General features: G+C 74.0%; 24 protein-coding genes. 13 read left to right on the plus strand and 11 right to left on the minus strand.

The window, feature by feature from the left end; translation table 11 throughout:
* Positions 1-229 precede the first annotated feature (229 nt).
* Positions 230-859, minus strand: a complete 630-nt coding sequence (locus tag E2E34_RS13020; protein WP_138902061.1) for a TetR/AcrR family transcriptional regulator — start codon at positions 857-859, stop codon at positions 230-232.
* Between the two features lie 77 nt (positions 860-936).
* Here E2E34_RS13020 and E2E34_RS13025 point away from each other — a divergent pair, with 77 nt between their 5' ends.
* Positions 937-2,205 (plus strand): FAD-dependent monooxygenase, encoded by a 1,269-nt coding sequence (locus tag E2E34_RS13025; protein ID WP_138902062.1) that lies wholly within the window; start codon positions 937-939, stop codon positions 2,203-2,205.
* An 11-nt stretch (positions 2,206-2,216) separates the two neighbouring features.
* The gene (locus E2E34_RS13030) at positions 2,217-3,125 is read left to right on the plus strand and encodes a Gfo/Idh/MocA family protein (protein ID WP_138902063.1); all 909 of its coding nucleotides are present in this window, start codon (positions 2,217-2,219) and stop codon (positions 3,123-3,125) included.
* Here the strand turns inward: E2E34_RS13030 and lnt are convergent.
* The 3 genes from lnt to E2E34_RS35420 form a co-directional block, all read right to left on the minus strand.
* Positions 3,046-4,617: an apolipoprotein N-acyltransferase gene (lnt, locus tag E2E34_RS13035; RefSeq protein ID WP_138902064.1), complete on the minus strand. Its 1,572-nt coding sequence runs from the start codon at positions 4,615-4,617 to the stop codon at positions 3,046-3,048. The genes E2E34_RS13030 and lnt overlap by 80 nt on opposite strands.
* 132 nt (positions 4,618-4,749) lie before the next feature.
* Entirely contained in the window at positions 4,750-5,238 is a 489-nt protein-coding gene (locus E2E34_RS13040; protein WP_138902065.1) for a nuclear transport factor 2 family protein, read from the minus strand.
* A gap of 218 nt (positions 5,239-5,456) precedes the next feature.
* The gene (locus tag E2E34_RS35420; RefSeq protein WP_167518281.1) at positions 5,457-5,600 is read right to left on the minus strand and encodes a hypothetical protein; all 144 of its coding nucleotides are present in this window, start codon (positions 5,598-5,600) and stop codon (positions 5,457-5,459) included.
* A gap of 153 nt (positions 5,601-5,753) precedes the next feature.
* Between E2E34_RS35420 and E2E34_RS13045 the strand changes: the two genes are divergently transcribed.
* A complete protein-coding gene (locus tag E2E34_RS13045) occupies positions 5,754-6,662 on the plus strand; it encodes a pentapeptide repeat-containing protein (RefSeq protein WP_138902066.1) in 909 nt (302 codons plus the stop codon).
* 10 nt (positions 6,663-6,672) lie between these two features.
* On the opposite strand, the gene E2E34_RS13050 is transcribed toward E2E34_RS13045, so the two are convergent.
* Together E2E34_RS13050 and E2E34_RS13055 are read right to left on the minus strand one after the other, a co-directional pair.
* Positions 6,673-7,548, minus strand: a complete 876-nt coding sequence (locus E2E34_RS13050) for an undecaprenyl-diphosphate phosphatase (RefSeq protein WP_138902067.1) — start codon at positions 7,546-7,548, stop codon at positions 6,673-6,675.
* Between the two features lie 222 nt (positions 7,549-7,770).
* Positions 7,771-8,484 (minus strand): TVP38/TMEM64 family protein, encoded by a 714-nt coding sequence (locus E2E34_RS13055; protein WP_138902068.1) that lies wholly within the window; start codon positions 8,482-8,484, stop codon positions 7,771-7,773.
* Between the two features lie 442 nt (positions 8,485-8,926).
* Between E2E34_RS13055 and tuf the strand changes: the two genes are divergently transcribed.
* Complete coding sequence (tuf, locus tag E2E34_RS13060) at positions 8,927-10,120, plus strand: elongation factor Tu (RefSeq protein WP_138902069.1); 1,194 nt, start codon at positions 8,927-8,929, stop codon at positions 10,118-10,120.
* Between the two features lie 142 nt (positions 10,121-10,262).
* A complete protein-coding gene (locus tag E2E34_RS13065; protein WP_138902070.1) occupies positions 10,263-11,108 on the plus strand; it encodes a spermidine synthase in 846 nt (281 codons plus the stop codon).
* On the opposite strand, the gene E2E34_RS13070 is transcribed toward E2E34_RS13065, so the two are convergent.
* Together E2E34_RS13070 and E2E34_RS13075 are read right to left on the minus strand one after the other, a co-directional pair.
* Positions 11,070-12,377: an MFS transporter gene (locus E2E34_RS13070; RefSeq protein WP_138902071.1), complete on the minus strand. Its 1,308-nt coding sequence runs from the start codon at positions 12,375-12,377 to the stop codon at positions 11,070-11,072. The two genes, E2E34_RS13065 and E2E34_RS13070, sit on opposite strands and share 39 nt — an antisense overlap.
* Positions 12,378-12,440: 63 nt before the next feature.
* Positions 12,441-13,538 carry a DUF8017 domain-containing protein gene (locus E2E34_RS13075; RefSeq protein WP_138902072.1) on the minus strand — a complete coding sequence of 366 codons (1,098 nt, stop codon included), beginning with the start codon at positions 13,536-13,538 and terminating at the stop codon, positions 12,441-12,443.
* A gap of 108 nt (positions 13,539-13,646) precedes the next feature.
* On the opposite strand from E2E34_RS13075, the gene E2E34_RS13080 reads away from it, so the two are divergent.
* Positions 13,647-14,084, plus strand: coding sequence for a DUF4442 domain-containing protein (locus E2E34_RS13080; RefSeq protein ID WP_138902083.1), 438 nt, complete (start codon positions 13,647-13,649; stop codon positions 14,082-14,084).
* A gap of 132 nt (positions 14,085-14,216) precedes the next feature.
* Complete coding sequence (locus E2E34_RS13085) at positions 14,217-14,906, plus strand: DedA family protein (protein WP_138902073.1); 690 nt, start codon at positions 14,217-14,219, stop codon at positions 14,904-14,906.
* A gap of 16 nt (positions 14,907-14,922) precedes the next feature.
* On the opposite strand, the gene E2E34_RS13090 is transcribed toward E2E34_RS13085, so the two are convergent.
* A complete protein-coding gene (locus tag E2E34_RS13090) occupies positions 14,923-15,453 on the minus strand; it encodes a gamma carbonic anhydrase family protein (RefSeq protein ID WP_138902074.1) in 531 nt (176 codons plus the stop codon).
* A 142-nt stretch (positions 15,454-15,595) separates the two neighbouring features.
* Between E2E34_RS13090 and E2E34_RS13095 the strand changes: the two genes are divergently transcribed.
* Positions 15,596-16,351: an acyltransferase gene (locus tag E2E34_RS13095; RefSeq protein ID WP_138902075.1), complete on the plus strand. Its 756-nt coding sequence runs from the start codon at positions 15,596-15,598 to the stop codon at positions 16,349-16,351.
* 92 nt (positions 16,352-16,443) lie between these two features.
* Positions 16,444-16,998 (plus strand): YbaK/EbsC family protein, encoded by a 555-nt coding sequence (locus E2E34_RS13100; RefSeq protein ID WP_138902076.1) that lies wholly within the window; start codon positions 16,444-16,446, stop codon positions 16,996-16,998.
* A gap of 25 nt (positions 16,999-17,023) precedes the next feature.
* On the opposite strand, the gene E2E34_RS13105 is transcribed toward E2E34_RS13100, so the two are convergent.
* Entirely contained in the window at positions 17,024-17,431 is a 408-nt protein-coding gene (locus E2E34_RS13105; RefSeq protein ID WP_138902077.1) for a CoA-binding protein, read from the minus strand.
* 198 nt (positions 17,432-17,629) lie between these two features.
* Here E2E34_RS13105 and E2E34_RS13110 point away from each other — a divergent pair, with 198 nt between their 5' ends.
* The 4 genes from E2E34_RS13110 (at position 17,630) to E2E34_RS13125 (ending at position 23,554) form a co-directional block, all read left to right on the plus strand.
* A complete protein-coding gene (locus tag E2E34_RS13110; RefSeq protein ID WP_138902078.1) occupies positions 17,630-18,184 on the plus strand; it encodes a DoxX family membrane protein in 555 nt (184 codons plus the stop codon).
* 32 nt (positions 18,185-18,216) lie between these two features.
* On the plus strand, positions 18,217-18,843 hold the full coding sequence (locus tag E2E34_RS13115) for a YigZ family protein (RefSeq protein WP_138902079.1): 627 nt from the start codon (positions 18,217-18,219) through the stop codon (positions 18,841-18,843).
* Between the two features lie 140 nt (positions 18,844-18,983).
* Positions 18,984-20,150, plus strand: a complete 1,167-nt coding sequence (locus E2E34_RS13120) for an exonuclease SbcCD subunit D (protein WP_138902080.1) — start codon at positions 18,984-18,986, stop codon at positions 20,148-20,150.
* Positions 20,147-23,554, plus strand: a complete 3,408-nt coding sequence (locus E2E34_RS13125; RefSeq protein ID WP_138902081.1) for an AAA family ATPase — start codon at positions 20,147-20,149, stop codon at positions 23,552-23,554. Before E2E34_RS13120 ends, E2E34_RS13125 begins: the two co-directional genes overlap by 4 nt.
* On the opposite strand, the gene E2E34_RS13130 is transcribed toward E2E34_RS13125, so the two are convergent.
* On the minus strand, positions 23,544-23,990 hold the full coding sequence (locus E2E34_RS13130; protein WP_138902082.1) for an Lrp/AsnC family transcriptional regulator: 447 nt from the start codon (positions 23,988-23,990) through the stop codon (positions 23,544-23,546). The genes E2E34_RS13125 and E2E34_RS13130 overlap by 11 nt on opposite strands.
* Between the last annotated feature and the right edge of the window lie 144 nt (positions 23,991-24,134).

A 24,134-nucleotide genomic window follows, 5' to 3' on the forward strand; every position in this document is an offset into this window, starting at 1 on the left:
GTGGCGGAGACGGCCGTGACCGCCACTCCCATGAGGATCTTCACTGTGGTTCTCGTTCGGTGCACCCGCGCCACTCTGGGGGGCGCGGGGAGGTTTCCGGGAGTTCGCGTCGGGAGATTGGCCCGCACGAGTGATGCGCAGGTCGCCCGCGGTGCCTTCGACGCCCTCGCGCGGCGGGCCCGCGGGGTCACCCCCTGATCCCCTCGCCGCCGGGCCGCACTGCCGGCGCTCAGGTCCCGGCCGGCCCTTCGGCGCCGCCACCCGGCACGCCGAGCATCCCGCGCAGCAACTCCTCGAAGCCCTTGCGCAGTTCCTCCTCACTGGGAACCGCCGCGTGGTACGAACCCGCCGCGCAGGAGAACATCAGCCCCTCGCACCAGGCCACCAGGGACAGGGCGTGGCGCTCGGGTTCCCGTGAACCGGCCGCCGCCATGAGCGCGTTGAGCGGCTCGCGGAAGTGGTGGCGTCCGGCCGCGTCGTAGAACGCGCGCAGTTCGGGCCGGCGCGTCGCCTCCAGGCCCAGTTCGTACCGCGCGACGAGAAGCTCACGATGGTGGGTCAGATGGCGGTGCAGGACTCCCGCGAACGCGCCGACGATGCCGTCCAGCCCGCCGGTCGGCCCGGGCATCCCGTCCAGGGCGAGCACCCGGGCCTCGCGTTCGGCCAGCCGGCGAACGGTCGCCTCCAGAAGCGCCTGGCGGGTGCGGGCGTAGTTGGACGTCGAGCCCTGCGGCAGGCCGGCGCGCTCGTCGACGGCCCGGTGGGTGAGCCCGCGCATCCCGCGCTCGACGAGCAGGGCCAGCGCGGCGTCGGTGATCAGTTCGGGGCGGGAGCGGCCCGTCGTGGCGCGTGCGGTCATGGGAACAACCTATCGCGTCGACTACACCTGTAGTACGCTCCTCGTGTCACTACAGGTGTAGTTGCCGAGGAGGCGTCATGGCCAGCAGCCCCAAGCCCCGCACACAGACCCCCGCACCAGCCCGGTCCCAGCCGCATGCCGTCGTGGTGGGCAGCGGCATCGGCGGACTGACCGCCGCCGTCGCCCTGCACCAGAACGGCTGGCGCGTCACGGTCCTGGAGCGCGCGCCGTCGGTCGAGGCGGTCGGCGCCGGGATCGCGCTCGCCCCCAACGGGCACCACGCCCTGGACGTCGTCGGACTCGGCGAGGAGATCCGCGCCCTGGCCGCATGGCAGGGCGACGGCGGCATGCGCACCCCCGCCGGCCGCTGGCTCGCCCGTACGAACAGCTCCGCCGCGGCCGAGCGCTTCGGCGGCCCCCTCGTCCTCGTCCACCGCGCCACCCTTGTCGAGCGCCTCGCCGCGCGGCTCCCCGACGGCTCGGTCCGCACGGGCTCCGCCGCGACGTCGGCCGACCCCGGCGTGGCGGGCGGCCGTCCCGCCGTGGTCACCACCCCGGACGGGAGCATCGAGGCGGACCTCGTCGTCGGCGCGGACGGCATCAACTCCGCGACGCGCCGCGCCCTGTTCCCGGACCACCCCGGCCCCGCCTACTCGGGCCTCACCACCTGGCGCGTGGTCGTCCCCGCCGGCGCCGTCCCCTCCTTCGCGCCGCACGAGACCTGGGGACGCGGCGCCCTGTGGGGCAGCCAGCCGCTCAAGGACGGCCGGGTCTACGCGTACGCCGCCGCCGTCACCCCCGCCGGTGAGCGCGCGCCGGACGGTGAGAAGGCCGAACTCCTGCGCAGGTTCGGCGACTGGCACAGCCCCGTGCCCGGGATCATCGAAGCGGCCGACCCCGACCAGGTGCTGCGTCACGACGTGCACCACCTGATCGATCCGCTGCCCGCCTTCCACCGCGGCAGGACCGTGCTGCTCGGCGACGCGGCGCACGCCATGTGCCCCACCATGGGCCAGGGCGGCAACCAGGCCATCGAGGACGGCGTCGTCCTCGCCCACCACCTGCCGGACGCGACCGATCTGGGGACCGGTCTCGCCGCGTACTCCGCCGACCGCTTGCCGCGCACCACCGGCATCGTCCGCAAGTCCGCGGCCATCGCGCGGCTGGTGTCGCTGCGCGGCGCCCCGGGCGTCGCCGTGCGCGACACCGCGATGCGCCTCGCCGGCTTCGGTCCGGGCCTCGCCCTGCGGACCTTCGACGGCATCGCCGACTGGCTGCCGCCGCAGCGCACGTATGCTGCCGGAGCGCGGGACCGCCAGGTCCGCGATCATCAGGCACAGCGTTAGGGAGACCCTCCGTGAAGGTCGGCGTCATCGGGCTCGGAGACATCGCTCAGAAGGCATATCTGCCGGTACTGACCACCCGCCCGGGGCTCGAACCGCACCTGCAGACCCGCACGCCCGCCACCCTCGCGCAGGTCGCGGCGGCCCACCGGATCCCCGCCGCGCAGTGCCACGCGGACCTCGACGCGCTGCTCGGCCAGGGGCTCGACGCCGCCTTCGTGCACGCGCCCACCACCGCGCATCCGCAGATCGTGACCCGGCTGCTGGAGGCGGGCGTGCCGACGTACGTCGACAAGCCGCTCGCGTACGAACTGGCCGAGTCCGAGCGGCTCGTGCGGCTCGCCGAGGAGCGCGGCGTCAGCCTCGCCGTCGGCTTCAACCGCCGGCTCGCCCCCGGGTACGCGCAGTGCGCCGAGCACCCGCGCGATCTGATCATCATGCAGAAGAACCGCGTCGGTCTTCCCGAGGACCCGCGCACCCTCGTCCTCGACGACTTCATCCACGTCGTCGACACCCTGCGCTTCCTCGTCCCGGGCGCCGTCGAGCACGTCGACGTACGAGCGAAGGTCGTCGAGGGACTGGTGCACCACGTCGTCCTCCAGCTCTCCGGCGACGGCTTCACCGCGATCGGCACCATGAACCGGATGAACGGCTCCACCGAGGAGATCCTCGAAGTCTCCGGCCAGGACGCCAAGCGCCAGGTCCTCAACCTCGCCGAGGTCGTCGACCACAAGGGGCAGCCGACCGTCCGCCGTCGCGGCGACTGGGTGCCGGTGGCGCGCCAGCGGGGCATCGAGCAGTCCGTCGACGCCTTCCTCGACGCCGTACGGGCCGGAACAACCCTCAGCGCCCGGGACGCGCTGCTGACGCACGAGCTGTGCGAGCGGATCGTTCTGGCGGCCGAGGGGCAGCGGGCCGCCTGAGCGCCCGTACGCCCGCCGCCGCGCCCAGCAGGGCCAGTACGGCGAGCGCGCCGTGGACGGCCCAGTCGCCGGCCCGCGCGTACACCGTCGTGCCCCCGGCCAGCGGGACGTCGTACACCGCGGACGCACTCGCGTCCGTCCCCAGCGGCGGGCCGACGCGCTCGCCGCCGGGGCCGAACACCGCGCTCACACCGGTGAGCGTCGCGTGCACCACCGGCCGGCCGGTCTCGGCGGCCCGCAGCGCCGCGAGCGAGGCGTGCTGCTCGGGCGCCCAGCTGTTCTGGAACGTCGACGTCGCCGACTGGGTGACCAGCACCTGGGCTCCCCGCCGGGTCAGTTCGCGGCTCATGTCGGGGAACGCCGACTCGAAGCACACCAGAGGTCCGACGCGCAGCCCGCCGGACAGCGGCATCACCACGGGGTTCGTGCCGCGCCTGCGGTCCTCGCCCGCGGCCTTGCCCACCGAGGTCGCCCAGCCGAGCACCGACCGCGCGGGGACGTACTCGCCGAAGGGGACGAGGCGCATCTTGTCGTACCGGCGGTTGGTGACGCCCTCCGGGTCCACCAGCACGGAGCTCTTGAAGATGCCGGGCCGGTCGGCCCGCCGCGCGTCCACGTTGACCAGTACGTCGGCGTCCACCAGCCCGGACAGGGTGACGAGCCGCGCCGCGAGGTCGGGGCGCTCGGTCAGGTCCGCCCCCACGCTGCTCTCGCCCCACACCACCAGGTCGAGGTCCTGCCCCGCGAGGTCACGGGTGAGCTCCTCGCTGAGCGCGAAGCGCCGCTCGGGCCCGTTCACGACGCCCGGTTGTACGACACCCACGCGCGCCCGGCCGGCCTCCTCGGGGCGCGGCGCCCACGCCCACACGGCGACCGCCGCGACGGCGCAGGCCGCAAGAGCGGCGACCACGGGCCTGCGGGCCGCGGGCACGCCCACCACGACCACGACGCCGGTGTTGACCGCGACCACCAGCAGGCTCACCAGCCAGACACCGCCGACCGACGCGAGCCGCAGCGCCGGGGCGACCTCCCACTGGCTCGAACCGAGCAGCCCCCACGGCCCGCCCAACCCCTGCCAGGAGCGGACCAGTTCCGCCATCAGCCAACCGGAGGGCACGACGGCGAGGGCGGCCGTCGCGCGGCGCACCGACGGCGTCCCGCCCAGCATCGACCTGACCAGCCACCCCCACGGCAGCCACAGGAGGGCCAGCAACGCCGCCAGGACCACGATGAACACGTGCAGGCTCGGCATCAGCCAGTGATGCACGGCGATCATGAACCCGGTGGCTCCGAGCCAGCCGTCCAGAGCCGCCCGCCGGCCCGTCGGCGCCGAGCGGATCAGCAGCATCCACGGCACGAGGGCGACGTACGCGAACCACCACAGGGACGGCGCGGGGAAGGAGAGCGCGGGCAGGGCGCCGAGCACCACCGCGGCGAGACCGCGCCACCAGGGCGACGACAGCCCGTCCCACCGGCCGGCCGGAATCCGCATGCGCGCGCCTCCTCGTCCTGCCGCTCTGCCCCCCGAGGAGTCCAGGAGCAGTCCCTGCCACCAGTGTGGGGCAGCGCGGCGATCGCGGACAGTGTGCCCGCGACGGCGCGGGTGTAACAGGATCCGCGCACGTCAGAGCGTGGTGCGCCGCCACTTCTCCTGGACGACCACCGAGCTGATCCGCCAGCCGTCCTCCGTGCGGATGAGGCCGAACGCGTACCGGCCGCCGGTCGTGAAGTTGGGCTCGGCCGGGCGCCGCGGAACGTCGTCGCCCCTGGGCCCCTCCGGCGCGGACTCGAACACCATCGGGTTCACGTAGTCGGCCCGGAGCGCCGCGCGGTCCCCGGCGCCGCCGCCGAGATGGTCGAGCCGCAGCCGCCGGTTGACGATCAGATGCTGGCGTACGGGGAAGCGCCGCATCGTCCGGGCCAGCCAGTCGGCCACCTCGGCGGCCGGGCCCTCGATGCCGCCGGCGGTGCGGTAGTCGGCCCGGCCGCCCGGGGTGAACAGGGCGCGGTAGCCGGCCCAGTCGGCGTCGTCCACGGCGATCGCGTAGCCGGTCACGACCGCGTCGACGGCCAGGCGGTCCAGTACGGTCGCGAGCTCTTCGCGCTGCGTCATCGGGCCAGTCTCCGGCAGCCGGCGCTCCGAGCCAAGGGCCGCGCACGGCGCGAGGGGCGTCCCGGCAGCGGGAGACCTCCGGGAGCGGCGGCGGTCAGTGCGCGAGGACCGCGCGGAGCGCGCCTCGGCCTCGTGGCCGGGTTCGCCGGCACCCGGGGACCGGGAACGCGGTGGGGGCTGAGCCGGCGCGGGCGGCGAGAAGTCGAGCGGCGGGCCGGTCAGGCTGCTTCGGTGATCTCCCCGCGCACGGCCGCGGCCCACTGGAGGAGCAGCGTCTCGTACTCGTCCGCAGGCCATGCCTCGTCGGCGCGCGACTCCACCAGAGCGCGAATTGCCTCATTCGCCTCGGTCAGGGGTCGCACGGAACCAACCGGCGGGGGTGTGCGGTACATGCGACAAGACTACGGCCAGGCACTGACAGTGAGCACCGGAACGGCAGTGGTTTTCCTCGCACTAGCATTGATCGCCGACGCCGGCCGACGGCGTCACGATCCCTCACCTGGAGACCGCACACCGTGTCCGAGCAGCGCGTTCCCGCCGAAACCGACCCCGGCCGAGGCGGCCTCGATCTGCGTGCCGACTGCGCGAACTGCTTCGCACTGTGTTGTGTCGCACTCGCCTTCACGGCCTCCGCCGACTTCGCGGTCGACAAGGACGCCGGGCAGCCGTGCGGCAACCTGCTCCCGGACTTCCGCTGCGGTGTCCACGCGCGCCTGCGGCCCGAGGGCTACCAGGGCTGCACCGTGTACGACTGCTTCGGCGCGGGCCAGCGGATCTCCCAGGTCACCTATGCCGGGCAGGACTGGCGCAGCGCCCCGCAGACCGCGCGGCAGATGTTCGCGCTGCTGCCCGTCGTGCGCCAGCTCCACGAGCTGCTCCGGTACCTCACCGAGGCGCTCGAGCTGGAGCCGGCCCGCCCGCTCCACGCCGACCTGCGCGGGGCGCTGACCAGGATCGAGCGCCTCGCGCAGGGCAGCCCCGACGAGATCCTCGCCCTCGACGTGGCGGCGCACCGCCAGGAGGTCAACGTGCTCCTGCTGCGTACGAGCGAACTCGTGCGCGCCGGTGCCCTGGGCGCGGCCGGCGGGGCCGCCGGCCGGGGCGCGCGGGCCGGGAAGGGCCGCGGCGCCGGCCGCAGGGGCGGGGCGAAGAAGAACCGCAGGGGCGCAGACCTCATCGGCGCGAACCTCAAGGGCGCCGACCTGTACGGCGCCGACCTGCGGGGGGCGTACCTGATCGGCGCCGACCTCAGGGGCGCCGACCTCAGGGTGGCCGACCTGATCGGCGCGGACCTCCGCGACGCCGACCTCTCGGGCGCCGACCTCACGGGCAGCTTCTTCCTGACGCAGGCGCAGCTCAACGCGGCGAAGGGCGACGCCGGCACCGGGCTGCCGCCCGCGCTGACCCGCCCTTCGCACTGGTGACGCGCGCGGATCAGCCCGCCGACTCGCCCGCGTGGGGGCTGAGCGTGTCCGTACCGACCAGGACGAACAGCAGGATGCCGAGCAGGACGCGGTAGATCACGAACGGCATGAAGCTCTTGGTCGTGATGAACTTCATGAACCACGCGATCACGGCGTAACCGACCACGAAGGCGATGATCGTTGCGAAGATCGTCGGGCCCCACGACACGTGGCCGCCCTCGCTCGCGTCTTTGAGCTCGAAGGCCCCGGACGCCAGCACGGCGGGGATGGCGAGCAGGAACGAGTAGCGCGCCGCCGCCTCGCGGGTGTAACCCATCAGCAGACCGCCGCTGATCGTCGCACCGGAGCGGGAAACGCCGGGGATCAGGGCCATGGCCTGGCAGACGCCGAAGATCAGGCCGTCCCTCACGCCCAGTTCCCTGAGCGTCTTGCGCTCCCGGATCGCGCGGTGCTTGCCGCCGACCTCGTCGCGGGCGGCGAGGCGGTCGGCGATGCCCAGGACGATGCCCATGACGATCAGCGTGGTGGCGATCAGCCGCAGGTCGCGGAAGGGGCCCTCGATGTGGTCCTTGAGGGTGACGCCGAGCACGCCGATGGGGATGGAGCCCACGATGACGAGCCAGCCCATCTGGGCGTCGTGGTCGCCGCGCATCGACCGGTCGACGAGCGACCTGCACCACGCGGAGACGATCCGGGCGATGTCCTTGCGGAAGTAGATGAGGACGGCCGCCTCGGTGCCGATCTGGGTGATCGCGGTGAAGGCCGCGCCGGGGTCGTGCCAGCCGGCGAAGGCCGCCGTCAGACGCAGATGGGCGCTCGACGAGATCGGCAGAAACTCTGTGAGCCCCTGGACGAGTCCGAGGATGAATGATTCGAACCAACTCATGGGGCTAAGGCCGTCCCGATGTATTTGTGCAGCGGCGTGCAGCGTGCAGGTGCAGTCAAGGTCAGTTGGTGGGCAGCGTATCGCCCGAAGATGTCGGGGCTGCGGGAAGCCCCCGACTGCGCACCCGATCAGGCGGGGGCGGTCCCCGCGGGCCTGCGGCCGGGCGCGCTCACGTGCGGTGCGGGGACGTCGTGTTCGACGCCCGCCGGTCTGTCGCGCGGGTCAGGCACCGGGCCGTTCGCCGCGCAGGCGGTGGCGCTTGCGCCAGGCGACCACCGCGGCGGCGAGCCCCGACAGGGCGATGAAGCCCATCGCGATCAGGAACGCGGGCGAGGTGGGGGACGAGGCGCTGCTGCCGGCGACGACGTACGCCGCCGTGTTCGGGATCGAGCCGATCCCGGTGGCCAGGAGGAACGGCAGCCACCCCATGCGGGAGATCGCGGCGCAGTAGTTGGCGGCCGCGAAGGGCACTCCAGGGAACAGCCGGATCGCCAGCATCGTGCGAAACCCGTGCCGGCTCAGCTGGCCGTCGGCGGCGAGCAGTGCCCGCCCGCGCAGCAGCGGGCGCAGCGCGTCCTGCCCGAGTACGCGGCCGAGGCCGAAGGCGATGCCCGCGCCGACGACCGTTCCCGCGACGGCGGCGACGAGTCCCGCCTGCGAACCGAAGAGGGCGCCCGCCGCCAGGTTGAGGATCGGGCGCGGTACGAACGCCGCGGTGCACAGCCCGTACGCGACACCGAAGAGCACCACGGCCGCCGCGCCGCTCAACTGCGGGGGCCAGCCCGCGCTCAGGAGCCGCTGCGGCTCGAAGGCCAGCACGGCCGTGACCGCTGCCGCGAGCATCAGCACGAGGAACGACAGCCGGGACCACGGGGAGAGCAGCGTTCTGGTGCAGCGGACGGCGAACCCCACGGGCGGGGCGGCGGTGTCGAGCATCCGGGGAGACTAACCGACAAGCGCGTGTGATCGCCGTAACGCGCGTCGCATCTGCCGGTCGCGCGGAGCGTGGTGCGGACGCGCGGCGGGCCCACGTCGCACGGGCCGGGGGGACACTGCGTACGGGCGGCGCGGATAAATCGTTCGACGCGCGGGCAGGTGTCCGCGAGGATCAACGCATGTTCAGGCACGCCTTCCTCGCAGCACGGACCGCAGTCGCGGCCGCGCCGAAGGCTGCCGTGTCCTCCCTCGCCGCAGTCGCCGCAGTCGCCGCAGTCGCCGCGGCAGCGGTCGCAGCAGTCGCCGCCGCAGCCCTGCCTGCCGCAGCGCCCCTCGACGGCGCCCGAAGCTGACCCTTCCCGGATCGTCCGGCGGACCCCGCAGGGGGAGGGTCGGCCAGGCCCAGGGGTCCCTCCGCTTCGAACTTCCGAGGAAGATCACCATGCCCAAGACGGCATACGTGCGCACCAAGCCGCACCTCAACATCGGCACCATGGGCCACGTCGACCACGGCAAGACCACTCTGACCGCCGCCATCACCAAGGTCCTCAGCGAGCGCGGCACGGGCGCCTTCGTACCGTTCGACCGCATCGACCGGGCCCCCGAGGAGGCGCAGCGCGGCATCACCATCAACATCGCGCACGTCGAGTACGAGACGAGCACCCGCCACTACGCGCACGTCGACATGCCCGGCCACGCCGACTACGTCAAGAACATGGTCACCGGAGCCGCGCAGCTCGACGGGGCGATCCTCGTCGTGTCCGCGCTCGACGGGATCATGCCGCAGACCGCCGAGCACGTCCTGCTGGCCCGCCAGGTCGGCGTCGACCACATCGTCGTCGCGCTCAACAAGGCCGACGCCGTCGACGACGGCGAGGACGCCGACCTGGCCGACCTGGTCGAGCTGGAGGTGCGCGACCTGCTCTCCCAGCACGGGTACGGCGGCGACGCGGTGCCCGTCGTACGGGTCTCGGGACTCAGGGCGCTGGAGGGCGACCCGCGCTGGACGGCGGCCATCGAGGCGCTGCTGGACGCGGTGGACACGTACGTACCGATTCCGGAGCGCTACACGGACGCGCCGTTCCTCATGCCGGTGGAGAACGTGCTCACCATCACCGGGCGCGGCACGGTCGTCACCGGCGCCGTCGAGCGCGGCACGGTCAGGGTCGGCGACCGGGTGGAGGTACTGGGCGCGGACGGGGGTCCGCAGACCAGCACGGTCACCGGGCTGGAGACCTTCGGCAAGCCGATGGAGTCCGCCGAGGCCGGCGACAACGTCGCGCTGCTGCTGCGCGGTATGCCGCGCGACGCGGTGCGCCGGGGCCACGTGGTGGCGGCGCCGGACAGTGTGACGCCCACCCGGCGCTTCACCGCGCAGGTGTACGTGCTGTCGGCGCGGGAGGGCGGCCGCACGACGCCCGTCACGACGGGCTACCGGCCGCAGTTCTACATCCGGACGGCGGACGTCGTCGGGGACATCGACCTCGGCGAGACCGCTGTCGCCCGCCCCGGTGACACGCTCACGCTGACGGTCGAACTGGGCCGCGAGGTACCGCTGGAGCCGGGACTCGGCTTCGCGATCCGCGAGGGCGGCCGCACGGTGGGCGCGGGCACGGTGACGTCCCTGCTCACCTGACGGACGCAGCCCCGGGCGAGCGCGGGCGGCGTCCGCCCCGCTCGCCCCCGGCGCTCCCTGCCGCGCGCCGGGCCGGCCCGTCACCCCGACGCGGGCGAAGGGCCGGGCCGGCGCGGGCCGCGCGGCAGCGCACAATGGTGGCGTGGACGAGCCGATACCCGTGATCCGGGACGTGGACTGGGGCGTTGCCAAGCTGATGCCCGACGTGGACCGGCCGCGCGCCTGGCTGCTCACGGTCGACGGCGCGCCCCAGTCGTACGTCGACCTCGACGATCCCACCCACCTGGAGTTCGAGTACGCGCGCCGCCTCGCCCACGTCGTCGACTGCGCGGCCGCCCCGGGCGCGCCCCTCGACGTACTGCACCTCGGAGGCGGCGGCCTCTCCCTGCCGCGCTACACGGCCGCCACCCGGCCGGGCTCGCGCCAGGACGTGGTGGAGGCCGACCGGGGCCTGCTGGCGCTGGTCGCCGAACACCTGCCGCTGCCCGGCGGCTGCGGCGTGCGCGTGCACGGCGCCGACGCGCGCGCATGGCTCGAAAGCGCCCCGGCCGCGTCCGCCGACGTACTCGTCGCCGACGTCTTCGGCGGCTCACGGGTGCCCGCGCATCTGACGTCCGTCGAGTACGCGCGCCTGGCCGGACGCGTCCTGCGCCCCGGCGGGACCTACGCCGCCAACCTCGCCGACGGCGCGCCGTTCGCCTTCCTCCGTTCCCAACTGGCCACCTTCGGGGCCGTCTTCGCCCAGGTCGCGCTGATCGCGGAACCGGGCGTACTGCGCGGCCGCCGCTTCGGCAACGCGGTGCTCGTCGCCTCGCACGCTCCGATCGACACGGCGGCCCTCGCCCGCAGGACCGCCGCCGACGTGTTCCCCGCGCGGGTGGAGAGCGGCCCCTCCCTGCGGCGCTTCACCGGTGACGCGGGCACCGTGCGCGACGAGGAGGCGGTGGAGTCACCCGAGCCGCCCGGGGGCGCCTTCCGCGTCGGTTGACACCGCCAGGGCCCCGTCCGTCTTCGCCACTTCCCGGGTACGGCGCTTCAGGTTCCGTACGTCGGGCACCAACAGCACCGCGGCCGTCACGAGAACCACCAGCGCCGCGCACCCCCACAGCGCCTCGTGCCGCCCGACCAGGCCCTCGACGGGCCCCGCCACCGCCGTCGCCAGCGGCAGCATCGCGACCGAGCCGAACCAGTCGTACGCCGACACCCGGGAGAACTTCTCCTCCGGGATCTCCTGGTGGAGCGCCGTCATCCAGGAGACGCCGAACACCTCGATCGCGACGCCGCTGATGAACATGACCGCGGCGAGACCGGCCACCGGCAGCGGCACGGCGAGCGCCGCGGACGGCAGGGCGAGCGGGAAGACGCACAGCGTTCCGGCGAGCAGCAGCCGCCGGGGCCGCCACCGCATCATCACGAACGCGCCGACGACCGTGCCCACGCCGAAGGCGGCCAGGGCGAGGCCCCAGGGCGCGGCACCGCCCAGTTCGTCCTGGGCGACCAGCGGCCCGTACACCGCCTCGGCGGCTCCGACGACGGCGACGACCACCGAGAACTGGGCCACGATGCTCCACAGCCAGGGCCGCCCGGCGACCTCCCGCCAGCCCTCGCGCAGGTCGGACAGCATCCCGCCGCCGGGTTCGCGCGGCCGGATGTGGCTCACGTCGAGGAACGCGCGCAGCGCGCCGGCGAACGCGAACGCGACGGCGTCGACGGCGAGGACCCAGCCGGGGCCGACCGCGGCGATCAGCGCGCCGCCGAGCGCCGCGCCGCCGATGGACGCGCCGTGCATGGCCATCCGGAAGAGGGCGAAGGCACGGTTGGCCTGCTCGCCGCTGACGCTCGACAGGAGCATGCCCTCGGCCGCCGGGTTGAAGAACGCCTGCCCCGCGCCGCACAGGCCGGTCAGGAGCATCATCTGCCACAGCTGGGGGTCGCCCGTCAGGACGAGGAGGGCGAAGGCGCCCTGAGAGACGCAGTTGAGCGCGTTGGCGGCGACCATCACGTGGTGCCGGGGTATCCGGTCGGCCACCGCCCCGCCTATGAGGAGGAACAGGACGAGCGGCAGCGTACGGGCGGCGGCCACCATCCCCACGTCGCTGCCGTCGCCGCCCGACTGGAGCACCGCGAACGCCGACGCGATCAGCGCACCGTGGGTTCCCAGGTTCGTCACGATCGCGGCGGCGGTCAGCAGTACGTAGTTGCGGCCGGCCCAGTCGGGGCGGCGGACTCGGCGGGGAACGGCGGCGGGAGATGTCACCCCGGGACTATCGCTGGCGTCGCCCGCCGTTGCCAAACCGGTCGGGCGGCGGACCGGCCGGGATCAGTCGGCCAGCCGGACCGTGCCGAGGATCCGCTTGACGGTCGCCTCGGGGAGTTCGTCCTTGACGCCCTTCGAGGTGAACAGGCTCCAGACGGCGAAGTCGCCGTTCGCGTTCTCGAAGGCGAAGGCGATCGACTTGCCGTCGGTGTCGCACTTGTCCTCCTTCTTCACGCCCGTGACGGTGGCGACGGCGACGCTGCCCTTGAGCCCGGACGCCGCGGTGAACGGGCGCGCCTCGGAGACCTTGTAGGTGCCGGTCTCCTTCTGGTCGTACCCGCCGAAGACCCAGGCGGCGGCCACGTTCTCGGCCTCGGGGCCCGTCTTGCTCGCCCCGTTCGCGCCGCGGGTCCCGGCCGCGCCGAGGATGCTGTCCCCGCCGCACCAGCCGCTCTTGAAGTAGGCGGGGGCCGACATGGAGATGACGGGCTTGTCCTTGTCGTCCGTGAAGCTGATGCTCAGGCCGGGCGACTTCACCTCCCACTCCGGCGGTACGTCGAAGGCGGTGCCGTACTTCGGGTTGGTGACGACCTTCCAGCCGGGGATCGTCGGCTTGGCCCCCTCGACCGAGCCGCCGCGCGGGTTCTCGGCGGACGAGGCGGGAGCGGACGGCTCCTCGGGCGCGGGGGACGGCGGCGCCGAGGTCTGCTTGCCGGTGGCGCGGGTCGGGCCGCTCTCGTCGTCCTCGCCGAGGAGCACCACGCCGGTGACCACCGCCGCCGCGACGACGGCGAGGGCGGCCGCTACCGCGATGACGGTGGTCCGCTTCCCGTTCCGGTCGCCGCCCGGCCGCGGACCGCCCGGCGGCATCGCGGGCGGGTACTGCGGGGCGGTCGCGTGCTGCTGGGGCTGCTGGTAGGGGTTGGGCTGCTGGTGACCGGGGTGCGGGTAGCCGTACTGCTGGTACTCGGGCGGGGAGCCGGGCTGCTGCTGTCCGGCCTGCGCTCCGGCCTGCGCTCCGGCCTGCGCTCCGGCCTGCGCTCCGGGCTGCGGGTACCCCGGCTGCTGGTACGGCTGCGGAGAGCCGGGCTGCCGGTACGGATTCTGGTGCGCGTCCTGCGGGTTCTGCTCGCCCCCGGGCGGCTGCTGTCCTGGCCACATGGCCCGTAACGATAGAGGGGTCCGGCCGCCGGGGGGACCTCCGCCCCCGGAGGGATGGCCAAGGCTGCCTACTCGTGGGTAACATCGCGCGGTATGAGCGCAGATCAGATGTCCGTCGGCGAGATGCTCGTCGCCACGGTTCCCATGGCCCGTACCCTCGACCTCGAGTTCCTGGAGACCACCCCGGAGCGCGCCGTGGTCCGCCTGCCGGACCAGGCCGCCTACCACAACCACGTGGGCGGCCCGCACGCCGGCGCCATGTTCACCCTCGCGGAGTCGGCGAGCGGCGCCATCGTCATCGCCGCCTTCGGCGACCAGCTCCAGCGCGCCGTGCCGCTCGCCGTGAAGGCCGAGATCGGGTACAAGAAGCTCGCCATGGGCGTGGTCACCGCGACCGCCACCCTGGGCCGCCCGGTGGCCGACGTCGTGGCGGAGCTCGATGCCGGGCAGCGCCCCGAGTTCCCCGTGGAGATCTCCATTCAGCGCGAGGACGGCGCGGTGACGGGGGAGATGACCGTCGTCTGGACCCTGCGCCCCCACAGCTGATCCACCGGCCCGTGTGACGGGTGCGACCTCCCGGCCGCCGTCACGGCGCGCCGACGTGCGGGTAGGCTGCCCGCCGTGTGCCACGGGGGCGCACGGCGGGCAGCCGCACCTTCTCGACGACAGGAACCGGCGTTGCACATCACGGAGTGGCTAGAGACCATCCCCGCGGTCAGCATTTACCTCCTGGTGGGGGTCGTCATCGGGCTGGAGAGTCTGGGCATTCCGCTGCCGGGCGAGATCGTTCTCGTCAGTTCGGCCCTGCTCGCCTCGCAGCACGGTGACATCAACCCGTACGTCCTCGGCGCCTGTGCCACGGCCGGAGCGATCATCGGCGACTCGATCGGCTACGCGATCGGGCGCAAGGGCGGCCGGCCGCTGCTGGCGAAACTGGGCCGCAAGTTCCCCAAGCACTTCAGCGAGTCCAACATCGCCATGGCGGAGCGCTCGTTCGAGAAGTGGGGCATGTGGGCGGTCTTCTTCGGCCGCTTCGTGGCGCTGCTGCGGATCTTCGCGGGACCGCTCGCGGGCGTTCTGCGCATGCCGTACTGGAAGTTCCTGATCGCCAACATCTTCGGCGGCATCCTGTGGGCGGGCGGCACGACCGCCGTCATCTACTCGGTGGGCGTGGTCGCGGAGGCGTGGCTGAAGCGCTTCTCGTGGCTGGGCCTGGTCGTCGCCGTGCTCTTCGGCGTCACCTCGATGCTCGTACTGAAGAACCGCGCGAAGAAGGCCGCCGCCCAGGCCGAGGCCCGCGCGGAGACGGCCGTGGCGGCCGAGCCCGGGACCGCCGCACCCGAGAAGGTCGCGGCGGCCGCCGACTGAGAACGGCCCGCCGCGGCTAGTCGGCGTGCGCCTCGCGGTGGCCCTCGGCCAGCTCCAGGTACATCGCGGCGTTCAGCTTGATGCCCTCGCGCTCCTCGTCCGTCAGCTCCCGCTTCACCTTGGCGGGTACGCCGGCGACGAGCGAGCCCGGGGGCACGCGCATGCCCTGCGGTACGAGCGCCTGCGCGGCGATCAGCGAACCCGCTCCGATGTGCGCGCCGTTGAGCACCGTGGCGCCCATGCCGACCAGGACGTCGTCCTCGACCGTGCATCCGTGCAGTACGGCGTTGTGCCCGACCGACACGCGGTCGCCGACCGTGACGGGGAAGCCCGGGTCCACGTGCACCGTGCAGTTGTCCTGGATGTTGCTGTCCGTGCCGAGGACGATCGGGCCGCAGTCGGCGCGCAGCACGGTGTGGTACCAGACGCTGGCTCCCGGGCCGAGGGTCACGTCCCCGATGACGACGGACGTGGGCGCGGCGAAGGCCGACGGGTCGACGTGCGGCTCCTTGCCGCCCACGCCGGTGATCAAAGCCTGCTCTGCCATCGCGTGCTCCTCGTGCTCGGTGCTGGTCGGTCGCGCCAGGGGGAACCGTAAGCGACGGGCCCTGCTCCCGGGATGCCGGGTGGGGCGAACATCACAGGAGGCGGCGGCGGGCGGCCCGGGTCCGGCCGACTACCGTGAGCGGGTGCCGAAGAACAGAAACACGTTCTCATCGTTCTCCGCGGTGACCGCCTGGCGACGCCGCGTCGTGGCCGGCGCCGTGCACGCGGGCTGGCGATGGGTCCAGCGGACCGGCGCGGTCAGCGCCGAGAGCCCCGGGCGGCTGCGGTTCGGTTCGATCGGCGCCGGAACCAGGCTCGCCTTCCCGCAGGGGACCGTGTTCGGCGAGGAGTGGATCCACCTGGGCGAGCACTGCATCATCGGCGAACAGGTCACGCTGACGGCCGGCATGATGCCCGGTCTCGACCTCGGCCCCGACCCGATCCTGCGGCTCGGCAACGGTGTGGTCCTCGGCCGGGGCAGTCACGTCATCGCCGACACGACGGTGACCGTCGGGGACGACTGCTACTTCGGCCCCTATGTGTACGTCACGTCCACCAACCACAGTTACGACGACCCCGACGTCCCCGTCGGCAAGCAGTGGCCGCGCACCGAACCGGTGGAGATGGGCCCCGGCTGCTGGATCGGCACGGGCGCCGTCATACTCCCCGGCGCCCGCCTCGGCCGTAACGTCGTCGTCGCCGCGGGCGCCGTCGTGCGGGGCGAGGTGCCCGACCACGCGGTGGTCGCCGGAGCGCCGGCCCGCGTCGTGCGCGGCTGGGACGCGGAGAAGGGCTGGCAGCCGCCGCTGCGGACGCCCGCGCCCGTCCCGATCCCGGAGGGCGTCACCCCCGAGCAGTTGGTGGCGCTGGCCGAGCTGGAGGCGCAGACCGCCGAGTGAGCCGCCCGTACAAGCGGGAAGGCGGCACCGTCCCCGCTCGCACAGCGAGACGGCCAACACGTCCGCGGGTGGGGGCTGTTAGCGTCGGGCTCATGCGCGCACCCCTCGGAGACTTCGACGACGCCACCCCCGCCCCCGACTGCCTCGGCCTGCTGACGGCGCCGGTCGCGGACGCGGTGCGCGCGTGGAACAACGACGTACCCGCCGACCAGATCCTCTACGTCGACACCGACCCGGCGATCGCCGACACGGCGGCCTTCGTCGAGCACTACGGCACGGATCTCCTCGACGCGTCCGCGAACTGCGTGGTCGTCGCGGGCAAGCGGGGCGGCGAGAGCACCCTGGCCGGCTGCCTGGTCCTCTCCCGTACGCGGGTCGACGTGAACGGCGCGGTCCGCAAGCAGCTCGGCGCGCGCAAGGCGTCGTTCGCCCCCATGGACACCGCCGTCGGCGAGACCGGCATGGAGTACGGCGGCATCACGCCGATCGGGCTGCCCGCCGGCTGGCCGCTGCTCGTGGACGCCGCCGTCACCGGCGTCCCGTGGGTACTGGTCGGCAGCGGCCGCCGCAGGGGAAAGCTCATCGTGCCCGGCAAGGCCTTCGCGGGCCTGCCGGGCGCCGTCGTGATCGAGGGGCTCGGCGTCTGAGGTCCGCCGGACGCGTTCTGGTCCGTCAGCCCAGGCGGGGGATCTCGATCGCCGGGCAGCGGTCCATGACCATGTCCAGGCCCGCCGCACGGGTGCGCTCGTACGCCGCTTCGTCGATCACGCCGAGCTGGAACCACACCGCCTTCGCGCCGGCCGCCACCGCCTCGTCCGCGACGCCGCCCGCGAGGTCGCTGTTGACGAACACGTCCACGACGTCGACGGGGAACGGGATGTCGGCCAGCGAGGCGTACCCCTGCTCGCCGTGGACCGCCTCCGCCTTGGGGTGCACCGGGACGACGCGCTTGCCGTAGCGCTGGAGCACCTCGGCGACGCCGTACGCCGCCCGCGTCCGGTTGGTGGACAGGCCCACCACCGCCCACGTGTCGCCGGACTGCGTGAGGATCTTGCGGATCGTTGCCGGGTCGCCGTACACGCCCTGCCTCCAGGTGTCGAAAGGTCACTGCACGGGGGCCAACAGGCGGTGTCGTACGGACATTCCCCACGCGACGCGCGCGCTGTTCACGGGCGCGTTGTTGTTCAACGTTGTACCGATGTGTATCGTCGCGATGTGTGACTTGAAGTTTCAAGTAACGCGATCCGTCCCCCACGGCAACAGGAGAGAGCCCCTCACATGACTCCCCCCACCAGCACCCTCGGCGTACCCGTCATCAGCGGCACCGCGGTCGGCCGCACCTCCTCGCTCCACGGCTACGACGCGGGCCTCCTCGTGCTCCGTCTCGCCCTCGGCCTCACCATGGCCGCCCACGGCGCGCAGAAGCTGTTCGGCTGGTTCGGCGGCGGCGGACTCGAAGGAACCGGGCAGTTCTTCACCGCGAGCGGCTACCCGGCCGGCGGGGCGATGGCCGTCGTGGCGGGTCTCACCGAGACCCTGGGCGGTCTCGGGCTCGCCCTCGGCCTGCTGACCCCGCTGGCCGGCGCCGCCGTCCTCGGCACCCTGGTCAACGTGCTCGCGGTGAAGTGGGGCGGCGGCTTCTTCGCCCCCGAGGGCGTGGAGTACGAGGTGCTTCTCACAGCGGCCGCCGCGGCGCTCACGCTGACCGGCCCCGGCCGGTACGCCGCCGACCGCTTCCTGCCCGGTCTGCGCGCCCACCGTCTCGCGTACGGCGTCGCCGCCGTGGCCCTCGGCCTGGTCGTCGCCGCCGTGGTCCTGCTGCTCCGGAAGTAGCACCCCCGCGGCCTGCGCATAGGGTGGGCCGAATGCAGGAGCAGTACCGGACCGTCGCCCGCGCGGGCGTGCACGAAGCGGAGATCAGCAGATCCCGCTTCCTGTGCGCGCTCGCGCCCGCGGCGACCGAACGGGAGGCGCAGGACTTCGTCGCGCGCGTCCGCAAGGAGCACCCGACGGCGTCGCACCACTGCTTCGCGTACGTGATCGGCGCGGACGCCTCCGTGCAGAAGGCGAGCGACGACGGCGAGCCGGGCGGTACGGCGGGGGTCCCGATGCTCCAGATGCTGATGCGCCGCGAGGTCCGGTACACCGTCGCCGTCGTCACCCGCTACTACGGTGGCGTGAAGCTCGGCGCCGGCGGGCTGATCAGGGCGTACGGGGGAGTGGTCGGCGAGGCCCTGGACGCCGTCGGCACGATCATCCGGCAGCGCTTCCGGCTCGTCACCGTCACGGTCGACCACCAGCGCGCGGGAAAGCTGGAGAACGACCTGCGGGCGACCGGCCGGGCGGTGCGCGAGGTCCGGTACGCCGAGGCGGTCACGATCGAGGTCGGCCTGCCGGAGGCGGACGTCGAGCCCTTCCGCGCGTGGCTGGCCGACACCACCGCGGGCACGGCCGGCTTCGAGACCGGCGGAGAGGCGTACGGCGACGCCTGAGGCGGCCGGGCAAAACCGAGGTCCCTGGCGGGCGAGGTGCCGGGCGGCGCTAACGTGGTCGAAGCGGTCAGTGAGGTCGGCGCCGGTCCGGCGCGGGCCCGGGGGGCGGAGGAAGTGAACATGCGGGGCGGAGCCGTCACGTGAGAATGCTGCACACCTCGGACTGGCATCTGGGGCGGTCCTTCCACCGGGTGGGGCTGCTCGACGCCCAGGCCGCGTTCCTCGACCACCTGGTGGCGACGGTGCGCGAGCGGGACGTCGACGCCGTCCTGGTCGCGGGCGACGTGTACGACAGGGCGGTGCCGCCCCTCGCCGCCGTCGAGCTGTTCGACCGGGCCCTGCACCGCCTCGCCGCCGCCGGCGTGCCGACGGTCATGATCTCCGGCAACCACGACTCGGCCCGCCGGCTCGGTGTCGGCGCCGGGCTCATCGACCGGGCCGGAATCCACCTGCGGACCGACCCCGCCGGTTGTGCGACACCCGTCGTACTTCGCGACGCGCACGGCGATGTCGCCCTCTACGGGCTGCCGTACCTGGAGCCCGCTCTCGTACGCGACGAGTTCAAGGTGTCCCGGGTGGGACACGAAGCGGTCATCGGAGCGGCGATGGAGCGCGTACGGGACGACCTCGCCGGGCGCCCCGCGGGCACCCGGTCGGTCGTTCTCGCGCACGCCTTCGTCGCGGGCGGCGAGCCCAGCGACAGCGAGCGCGACATCACGGTCGGCGGCGTCGCCTCCGTCCCCGCCGGTGTCTTCGACGGCGTCGACTACGTGGCGCTCGGCCACCTCCACGGCGCACAGGCCGTCACCACGCGGGTGCGCTACTCGGGCTCCCCGCTCGCGTACTCCTTCTCGGAGGCGGACCACCGCAAGACCATGTGGCTCGTCGACCTCGGACCGGGCGGCGAGATCGACGCGGAGCGGATCGACTGCCCCGTGCCCCGGCGGGTGGCCCGGATCCGGGGACGCCTGGAGGAGCTGGTCGAGAACCCCGCGCTGGAACGCCACACGGAGTCCTGGATCGAGGCGACGCTCACCGACCCGGTGCGCCCCACCGACCCCATGGCCCGGCTCTGCGCGCGGTTCCCGCACACCATCAGCCTGGTCTTCGACCCCGAACGGGCCCCCGAGGACCCCGAGGCGTCGTACGCCCAGCGCCTCAAGGGGCGCGACGACCAGCAGATCGCCGAGGACTTCGTGGCCCATGTGCGCGGCGGCAGCGGACCCGACGAACGGGAGCGCACGGTGCTCAGCGCCGCGTTCGACGACGTACGCGTGGACGACATGACGCGCGAGGTCGCCCGGTGAGGCTGCACGCTCTGGACATCACGGCCTTCGGACCCTTCGGCGCCACCCAGCAAGTCGACTTCGACGCGCTCAGCGCCGCCGGGATCTTCCTGCTGCACGGCCCGACCGGCGCGGGCAAGACGTCCGTCCTGGACGCCGTCTGCTACGCCCTGTACGGGGCCGTGCCCGGCGCACGGCAGAGCCCCGGAGCCTCGCTGCGCAGCGACCACGCCCCGCACGACCTGCCGACCGAGGTGCGGCTCGAACTCACCGTAGGCGGACGGCGGCTGGAGATCACCCGGCGGCCCGCACAGCCGCGCCCCAAGAAGCGCGGCCCCGGCTTCACGACGGAGAAGGCGCAGAGCTGGCTGCGCGAACACGAGCCCGACACCGGGTGGAAGGCGCTCAGCCGCTCCCACCAGGAGATCGGCGAGGAGATCACGCAGCTCGTCGGCATGAGCCGGGAGCAGTTCTGCCAGGTGGTGCTGCTGCCGCAGGGCGACTTCGCGCGCTTCCTGCGCGCCGACGCGGAAGCGCGCGGCAAACTCCTCGGCCGGCTCTTCGACACCCGCCGCTTCGCCGCCGTCGAGGACCGGCTCGCCGAACTGCGGCGCTCGGCGGAGCAGGCGGTGCGGGCGGGCGACGAGCGGCTGCTCGCCGTCGCGCAGCGGATGGCGCAGGCCGCGGGCGACAGCGCCGACGCGCGCGCCTGGCCGCTGCCCGCCGCGCAGCCGGGCGAGCCCGGACTCGCCGAAGCCGTACGGGAGTGGGCCGCGATCGCGCGCGGCGGCGCGTACGAGCGCCTGGACATCGCGGAGTCGGCCGTGCGGGCGGCCGGGACCAGGCGGGCCGCGGCCCGCCGCACGCTGGACGCCGAGCGCGAACTGGCCGCCCTCCAGCAGCGGTACGCCGACGCCCGGCGGCGCGCCGACGTGCTGGAGGCGCGTCGCCCCGAGTACGAGCGGCTGCGCGAGCGGCACGACCGGGCCCGACGGGCCGAGCGCGTCGCCCCGGCCCTGTCGCTGCGCGACGACGCCGAGCGGGAGCACCGCGCGGCGAGCGGGGCCCGGGAGCGCTCGCGCGCCGAACTGCCGCCGGACCTCGCCGACGCCGGGGCCGAGCGGCTCGCCGCGCTGGAGCGACAGCTGCGGCAGGAACTCGGCGGCCTCGAAGCCGCGCGCAGGGCGGAGCGGCGCGCCGACGAGATCGGCCGGGAGCGCGCCGCGCTGGAGCATCAGGCCCGCGCCGACGACGAGCTGCTGCGGGACGCCGCCGACTGGCTGGGCGGCTGGGACGTGACCCGCCGCCGCTGCCAGGAGCGCATCGAGCAGGCGCAGGACGCCGTGGCCCGCGCGGAACACCTGGCGGGCCGGCTCGAACCGGCCCGCCGCCGGCTCGACGCCGCGCGCCGCCGCGACGTACTCGCCGGTCAGGTGACAGCTGCCGAGGACCGGCTGCGGGCGGCCCGCGACGGGGCGGTCGCCGCGCACGAGAAATGGCTGGACCTGAAGGAACGCCGCCTGCTGGGCATCGCCGCGGAGCTGGCGGCGGGCCTGCGCGAGGGCGAGGAGTGCGCGGTCTGCGGCTCGACGGCGCACCCGAAGCCGGCGCGCGCGGCGGCGGACCAGGTGGACCGTGCGGCGGAGGAAGCGGCGTACGAGGCCCACACACGGGCCGAGGCGAAGCGCGCCGACGCGGACCGCGCGCTGGCAGCGGTACGCGAGGACCACGCGGCGGCGCGTGCCGAGGCGGGCACGGTCGACAGCCCGGTGTCACCGGACGAGCCCACCGCCGGCCGCGCGGGCGATCCGTCCGAGGCGCGGACGCACGGCGGCCACGCGGTGCGGGGCGGCGCCGCCCCCGGCGGTGTCATGACCGCGGTGGGCTCCACGCCGGCCGCCGACGGCGGTGCGGCGCAGGCGGAAGCCGGGGACGGCAGCGGCGGCGCCACGGCGGACGCGGTGCTCCCGCCGCGGGCCGCCCCCGGCCCGCGGAACCGCGCCGGTGCGCACGCCGCGACGGGTGCTCCCGGGGACGACGACCACGACCCCCGGGCGGCGGGTGCCGGAATCCCGGCCCAGTACGCCGGGCCCGCCGCCGCGACCACGCCGTCCGGCGGCGTCGGCCGCGCGACCGGGGGAGTCCGGGACATCACCGTCGCCGAGCTGGCCTCCCTGGCCGAGGAGTTGACCCGGCAGCACGCCGAGGCGCGCGCCACGGCCGCCGGCCTGCACGCGGCACGTGAGGCGCTGGACCGTGCCGAGCGCGAGTACGCGCGGCGCGTCGACGCGCAGCAGCAGGCGGAGCGGCGGACCGCCGCCAGGACCTCGCAGCGCGAAGCCCTCGACCGCGAACTGGCCTCGCTGGAGGCGGAGCTGTCCGTGGCCCGGGGCGAGGCGGGAAGCGTCGCCGAGCACGCCGCGCTGCTGGAGCGCCGCGTCCGGGTGCTCGGCGAGGCCGCCGAGGCGGTGCGCGCGGTCGAAGCCACCGCCCAGCGTCTCAAGGAGGCCGACGACCGGCTCGCCGACGCCGCGTTCAACGCCGGGTTCGACACCCCGCGGGCCGCCGCCGAGGCCCTGCTCGAAGGCGCCGAACAGCGCGGCCTCCAGCGCGGGATCGACGAGTGGCAGCGTGAACAGGCGGCCGTGGCCGACCGGTTGGCCGAGCCGCAGACCGCCGCTGCCGCCGCCCGGCCCGAAGCCGCGCCCCGGCGGGCCGAAGAGGCGTTCGACGCCGCCGAGCGCGCGCTGCTCGACGCCACGTCCGCTCTTGACGCCGCCCGTGAGCGCCGCACCGCACTCGCCGCGCTCTCGCACCAGGCCGCCGAGGAGACCCGGCGCCTGGGCCCGCTGCGCGAGGAGTACGAGCGCGTGGCACGCCTCGCCTCCCTCGCCGCCGGCACCTCCGCCGACAACGAACGCAAGATGCGTCTGGAGTCGTACGTGCTGGCGGCCCGCCTGGAGCAGGTCGCGGCCGCCGCCACCGCCCGCCTCCAGCGGATGTCGTCCGGCCGCTACACCCTCGTCCACTCCGACGCCAGAGCCGGCGGGCGGGGACGTTCGGGACTCGGCCTGCACGTCGTCGACGCCTGGACGGGCGTCGAGCGGGACACGGCGACCCTCTCCGGCGGCGAGACGTTCTTCGCCTCGCTCGCCCTCGCGCTCGGCCTCGCCGACGTGGTCACCGACGAGGCCGGCGGCGTACGGCTCGACACGCTCTTCATCGACGAGGGCTTCGGCAGCCTCGACGACCAGACCCTGGACGAGGTCCTCGACGTACTCGACTCCCTGCGCGAACGCGACCGCAGCGTCGGCATCGTCAGCCACGTGGCCGACCTGCGGCGCCGCGTCACCACCCAGCTGGAGGTCGTCAAGGACCGGCACGGGTCCGTGGTGCGCCACCGCACCGCCGGGGTCAGCGGCTGAGGGCGCGCCGGGGCAGCGGCGAGGAGTAGACGACGCTGGTGGTGACCGAGCCGAGCGTGCCGAAGCGGCCCGATACCTCTTCCAGGTGCTTCATCGAGCGGGCCGCGACCTTCATGACGAAGCAGTCGTCGCCCGTGACGTGATGCGCTTCGAGCACCTCGGTCGTCACCTGGAGCAGGTCGTGGAACGGCTTGTAGTTGCCGTGCGGATAGCGCAGCCGTACGAAGGCGAGAATGGGCATCCCCAGCGGCTCCCGCTCGACGACGGCCGTGTAGCCCGAGATCACCCCCGCCTCCTCCAGCCGCCGCACCCGCTCGGTCACGGCGCTCGCGGACATGGACACGGTGCGGGCCAGCTCGGCGAAGGTCGCCCGGCCCTCGCGTTGCAGGGCTTCCAGGATGCGCCAGTCGGTGGCGTCCGGTGAATATCCGGTCATGCTCCGAGACAACAGGGGATCCACCGGCAGATCAAGGGAAGAGCCGGGGAATCCCACTTCAGCCGGATGATCACCGGCCGTAGATTCGTACCCATGACCACGACGCGCACCGCCACCGCCCAGACGCCCGCCGCCGGCTCGGAC

It is taken from the genome of Streptomyces albidochromogenes, from assembly GCF_005981925.1.
Taxonomy (GTDB): Bacteria; Actinomycetota; Actinomycetes; order Streptomycetales; family Streptomycetaceae; genus Streptomyces; species Streptomyces albidochromogenes.